The organism is Mesorhizobium sp. M7A.F.Ca.AU.001.01.1.1 (assembly GCF_004022735.1).
In the GTDB taxonomy this organism is placed as follows: domain Bacteria; phylum Pseudomonadota; class Alphaproteobacteria; order Rhizobiales; family Rhizobiaceae; genus Mesorhizobium; species Mesorhizobium ciceri.
The window spans coordinates 1-4,753 of the sequence record NZ_RZPF01000531.1 but is presented as its reverse complement, the minus strand read 5'-3'; the positions used below and the strand labels follow the sequence as shown (position 1 = coordinate 4,753).

At 62.5% G+C, this 4,753-nt stretch carries 5 protein-coding genes and 1 pseudogene; 2 read left to right on the top strand and 4 right to left on the bottom strand.

Annotated elements, in window-relative coordinates; all coding sequences use genetic code 11:
- Positions 1–313, bottom strand: a 313-nt coding sequence (locus tag EN884_RS26275) for an acyl-homoserine-lactone synthase (protein ID WP_128360811.1), incomplete at its 3' end; no start/stop codon positions are given.
- A gap of 96 nt (positions 314–409) precedes the next feature.
- Positions 410–1,141 (bottom strand): LuxR family transcriptional regulator, encoded by a 732-nt coding sequence (locus EN884_RS26270; protein WP_013533651.1) that lies wholly within the window; start codon positions 1,139–1,141, stop codon positions 410–412.
- A gap of 249 nt (positions 1,142–1,390) precedes the next feature.
- Here EN884_RS26270 and EN884_RS26265 point away from each other — a divergent pair, with 249 nt between their 5' ends.
- Positions 1,391–2,239 (top strand): transporter substrate-binding domain-containing protein, encoded by an 849-nt coding sequence (locus EN884_RS26265; RefSeq protein ID WP_063170010.1) that lies wholly within the window; start codon positions 1,391–1,393, stop codon positions 2,237–2,239.
- A 12-nt stretch (positions 2,240–2,251) separates the two neighbouring features.
- Here the strand turns inward: EN884_RS26265 and EN884_RS26260 are convergent, their stop codons facing one another.
- Complete coding sequence (locus EN884_RS26260; protein ID WP_127389928.1) at positions 2,252–2,659, bottom strand: tellurite resistance TerB family protein; 408 nt, start codon at positions 2,657–2,659, stop codon at positions 2,252–2,254.
- A 165-nt stretch (positions 2,660–2,824) separates the two neighbouring features.
- On the opposite strand from EN884_RS26260, the gene EN884_RS26255 reads away from it, so the two are divergent.
- Complete coding sequence (locus EN884_RS26255; protein ID WP_063170009.1) at positions 2,825–4,471, top strand: lysine--tRNA ligase; 1,647 nt, start codon at positions 2,825–2,827, stop codon at positions 4,469–4,471.
- On the opposite strand, the pseudogene EN884_RS26250 reads toward EN884_RS26255, so the two are convergent.
- Positions 4,437–4,753 (bottom strand): annotated as a pseudogene (locus EN884_RS26250) (thermonuclease family protein); the annotation flags it as partial. The gene EN884_RS26255 and the pseudogene EN884_RS26250 sit on opposite strands and share 35 nt — an antisense overlap.

Below are 4,753 nucleotides of genomic sequence, written 5' to 3'. Positions count from 1 at the left end.
CCGCATAGCGGGTCAATTCCCAGATGTTTGGACCCGACGGCGGCGTTCCTTCGGAAAGATCGGTCAAGACCTCGGTCAGCAGATGTGGCCGCGTCGTCGGCAACATCCTCTGATAACCCGCCACTTCACCGCCCCTGATGACGATCTGATGGACCGCCTCGTCGTGATCGAACTGGTCGAGTTCGAGCCCGTCGGGGCGTCTGAGGTCATCCCACCCCATCTCCTCGACGAATATCTTGTAGCGCAAACGATGGACGGCCTCCCAAAGGTCGGGACGTTCCATCAATTCCTGGGTTGTAAGGGAAAAAAGCATTCCGCCGTCTCCTGCGTTCAGAGGAAGATACGGCCGTGCTTTGATGAGAAAATTGCGTGATCGCGTAGGCAAGGATTTCAGGTCGGCACGGCCGACCTAACTAATGTAGCCGCGCCGTATCGCTTCCGCGACGGCCTGCACCCTGTTGACGGCACCTAGTTTGCTTTTGGCGTTAAGAAGATGTTTCTCCGAGGTGTGTTCGGAAATGCCGAGGATTTGCGAAATCTCCCATTCGGACTTGCCGACGGCGGCCCATTGCAGGCATTCGCGCTCGCGCGGCGTCAGCACGATATGATCGATGGTCCTGTTCGCCATGGTGTGGAGTTGCATGGCGCGGCCAACCGCGTAGGTCGAGACCAGCGACACCTGGCCGAATTCGGCGGCGGACAATTCCACGGCCTCGCCGCCCAGCGACACCATGACGATCTGGCCGTCGAGCGTGATCAGCGGAAAGGCCAACCCATCGCGCAGTTTGAAGGCGCCGGCATCGCCCATCACCTCGCCGCTGCTCTTGTCTATGCGGATGCCTTGGGACGCTTCGTGCCACTGGAAGGGCGCCTGCAACTGTTTCATATGGCTGACGACCGGGTCATGATCGACATAGTTGCGCGCGACATAGCGCTCCAGCCACTCGCCAGGCCAATCGCAGAGAAGCACATGCTGCTTTTGCTGGCCGGCCGGCGTGCCTGGCTGCGGGACGGTTCCCGCCATCAGTGCGGTGAGACCGAAATCCGATGTTATGCCCAGCAGCCTTTCGCAGACCGCCGCCGCCGTTGCGGCGTGCTGCAGTTGGTCTATGTATTCCAGCGTGCGATCGAACTGACCCATCGCAACATCAACCCCATGTTGCCTTGTGCATTGCGGCCAATGATGCGTGCCTGATTTACACTTCGCCACCGACCACGGATTGCAAATCGCATACTTATTTTGTGGCTCCCTCTCATCGAGGCGACCGAAGCTGATTTGCAAACCGGCTAAATCATATCCTGAAATCGGCGTGTTGAAATCAAAAACCATTGTGCCTGTACCATTTTCGTACCAAAACCGGTGCGAGCACGACTGTGGCGGAGTTTTATCTTGGCGTTCCGGTGGAGGTCCTTCGCCTTTGCGATGCTGATCGGGTTGCTGTCGTTCGCCGACGGTGCGCGCGCCGCGGCGCCTCAGGTTCCGGTGCTGTGGGATGCCAAGGAGCGGCTGCCCAAGCCAGACCTTTCGAAGCTGCCCCGGCTGAGATTCCTCACCACCACGGACTTCCCGCCTTTCAACTTCCTCGACGGTGCGGGAAAGCTGTCCGGCTTCCACATCGATCTGGCACGCGCCATCTGCGCCGAGCTTGGCATTGTCGAAAAATGCCAGATCCAGGCCCTGCCCTGGGCCGAGCTGGAAGGCGCACTGCGGAAAGGCGAAGGCGAGGCGATCATCGCCGGCATCGCCGCCACACCGGAATCGCGCGCGACCTACGCCTTCTCACGCTCCTATCTGCAGTTTCCGGCGCGCTTCATCATGCCGAAGGGCAAGGCGCTGACCGAGCCCGTCTTTGACAAATTGCACGGCAAGCGTGTCGGCGTGATATCAGGCTCGGCGCATGAGCGCATGCTGCGCGACTATTTCAACACGGTCCAGGTCGTCCCTTTCGACAGGCCGGAAGAACTGTATGCCGATCTCAAGGCCGGCAAGGTCGACGCCGCCTTCGGCGACGGCATGCGCCTGGCTTTCTGGCTGGGCGGCTCGGACGCGGCGGGCTGCTGCCGCTTTGCCGGCGGGCCCTATCTGGCGCCCGAATATCTGGGCACGGGCATGGCCATCGCCACCAAGGCTGACAATCCGGCGCTGGCCGCAGCGATCGACTACGCGCTGCAGGAAATTTCAATGAAAGGCACGTTCGCCGAATTTTATCTGCGCTATTTCCCCGTCAGTTTTTTCTAAAGCCAAGGACTTTCAGGTCAGGGTACGCAGCCGCGCCTTGGCCGCGCGGCCGATGGCAGCAACCGTCAGCGTGTCGAGATCGAGCTGACGCCGGATCAGCTGCAGCACCCGCACCTCTTCCATGCGCATTTCGAGGTCGACGGCGGCAACCTCGAAGGCGGCGGCATAGGCGGTGTCGCGCAGCCGCTCGGGCAAGACCTCGGCGACTTCAGCCAGCACGCCCTCCAGCCCATCCTTTTCGTGCAGGCGCTTCTGGCAGCCCTGGGCGACGCCGACCAGCCTGTCGTGGTTGAAGTCCTCGAACACCGGCCAGGAGCGGACGACCTCGCCGATCCGCGCCAGTTCAACATCGGTCATGTCGCGGTCGGAGGCCGAGGTGATGACCATCAGATAGATCAGGGCTTCATGAGGTGTCGGCAATTTTTTCTCCTTGAACCGGGCCTCGAAGTTAGGAACGCCCGTTCTGCACCGCAAGGAAAAAGCGCCGCACGCGTTGACGCTCCGGCGCTGCACGCCTAGAGACCGGTTGAAAAACCCTTGCTGCGGCCCGCCTTCGGGCCGGCAGATGATTTGGAAAACTGTGACATGGCGGGATCAAACATCATCGATCTCAACCCCGAGCTGCTGGCGGCCGCGACCGAAAGCAAGGCGTGGCCGTTCGAGGAAGCCAAAAAGATCATCGAGCGCTACAAAGGCGCCGACTTTCCGCAAACAGTCCTGTTCGAGACCGGCTACGGGCCGTCCGGCCTGCCGCATATCGGCACGTTCGGCGAGGTGGCGCGCACCTCGATGGTGCGCCATGCCTTCCGTGTCCTGACGCAGGACAAGGTCGCGACCAAGCTGCTGTGCTTTTCCGACGATATGGACGGCATGCGCAAGATACCCGACAGCGTGCCGGACCGCGCCGCACTCGAGCCGCATCTGCACAAGCCGCTATCGTCGGTCCCCAACCCCTTCGGCGGCGACTATGCGAGCTTCGCCGACCACAACAATGCGATGCTCTGCCGCTTCCTCGACACGTTCGGCTTCGACTACGAGTTCGCCAGCGCGACGCAATACTACAAGGCCGGCCGTTTCGACGCGATGCTCAAGCGCGCCGCCGAGCGCTATGAGCAGATCATGGCGGTGATGCTACCGACGCTCGGGCCCGAGCGGCAGGCGACCTACAGCCCGTTCCTGCCGATCTCGCCGAAGAGCGGCCGCGTGCTTTACGTGCCCATGAAGCATGTCGACGCCAAAGCCGGCACCATCACCTTCGACGACGAGGGCACCGAGACCACGCTTTCGATCACCGGCGGCCGCGTGAAGCTGCAGTGGAAGCCGGATTTCGGCATGCGCTGGGCAGCGCTTGGCGTCGATTTCGAAATGTTCGGCAAGGACCACCAGACCAATGCGGTGGTCTACGACCGTATCTGCAACATTCTGGGCGGACGGGCGCCGGAGCATTTCGTCTACGAACTGTTCCTCGACGAGAACGGCCAGAAGATCTCGAAGTCGAAGGGCAACGGGCTGACCATCGACGAGTGGCTGACCTATGCGCCGACCGAAAGCCTCGGGCTCTACATGTACCAACGGCCGCGGCAGGCCAAGAAGCTGTATTTCGACGTTATCCCGCGGGCCGTGGATGAATACTACACGTTCCTCGCCGCCTATCCCCGCCAGGACTGGAAGGAGCGGCTGGGCAACCCGGTCTGGCATATGCATGACGGCAACCCGCCAGCGATCGACATGCCGGTGCCGTTCTCTCTGCTGCTCAATCTGGTCAGCGCTTCCAACGCGCAGAACAAGGATGTGCTGTGGGGGTTCATTTCACGTCATACGCAAGGCGTGACGCCGGCGACGCATCCAGAGCTCGACCGGCTGGTCGGCCATGCGATCCGCTATTTCGACGATTTCGTGAAGCCGACGAAAACCTTCCGGCCCGCCGACGAGGTCGAGCGCGAAGCGCTGGCAGCCCTCGACGAAGCACTTGGCGCGCTGCCGGCGGACGCCAGCGGCGAAGCGATCCAGAACGCCTCGCTCAACGTCGCACGCAGGATCGAGCGCTATCAGGATCATTCCAAGCAGAGCCCGGAAGGCGGCCCCGGCGTATCGGGCGCCTTCTTCCAGATGATCTACCAGGTGCTGATCGGCCAGGAGCGCGGCCCGCGCTTCGGCTCGTTCGCAGCACTCTACGGCGTTGCCGAGACGCGTGCGCTCATTGAGCGGGCGCTGGCTGGTCAGCTGGCTTGAGCACGCCGTCGACCTCTTCCAGGATCGAACCCGGCGCCTGAGGTGCCGGGCCTGGCGCGGCCGGCATCGCCGGCATGCCCGACAGATCGGGCGCCGATCCGAAAATGCCCTTCTTGCCCATGCGCGCCTTGTCGCCGGCCTCGACATAGGGGCCGCCCTTGGCGGCGCGCGCCCAGCCATTTTCGACCAGCCACTGACCTACATCCTGCTTGCCGATCCGGCACTCGGCTGCGATCAGGTCGCGGCCGCCCTGCGGCGGCACCGTGCAGACCACCGCGCGGC

Bases quoted from the DNA above. Each gene is read 5' to 3' on its own strand.
- EN884_RS26270 (WP_013533651.1), bottom strand. From the start codon at position 1,141: ATGGGTCAGTTCGATCGCACGCTGGAATACATAGACCAACTGCAGCAC.
- EN884_RS26255 (WP_063170009.1), top strand. From the start codon at position 2,825: ATGGCGGGATCAAACATCATCGATCTCAACCCCGAGCTGCTGGCGGCC.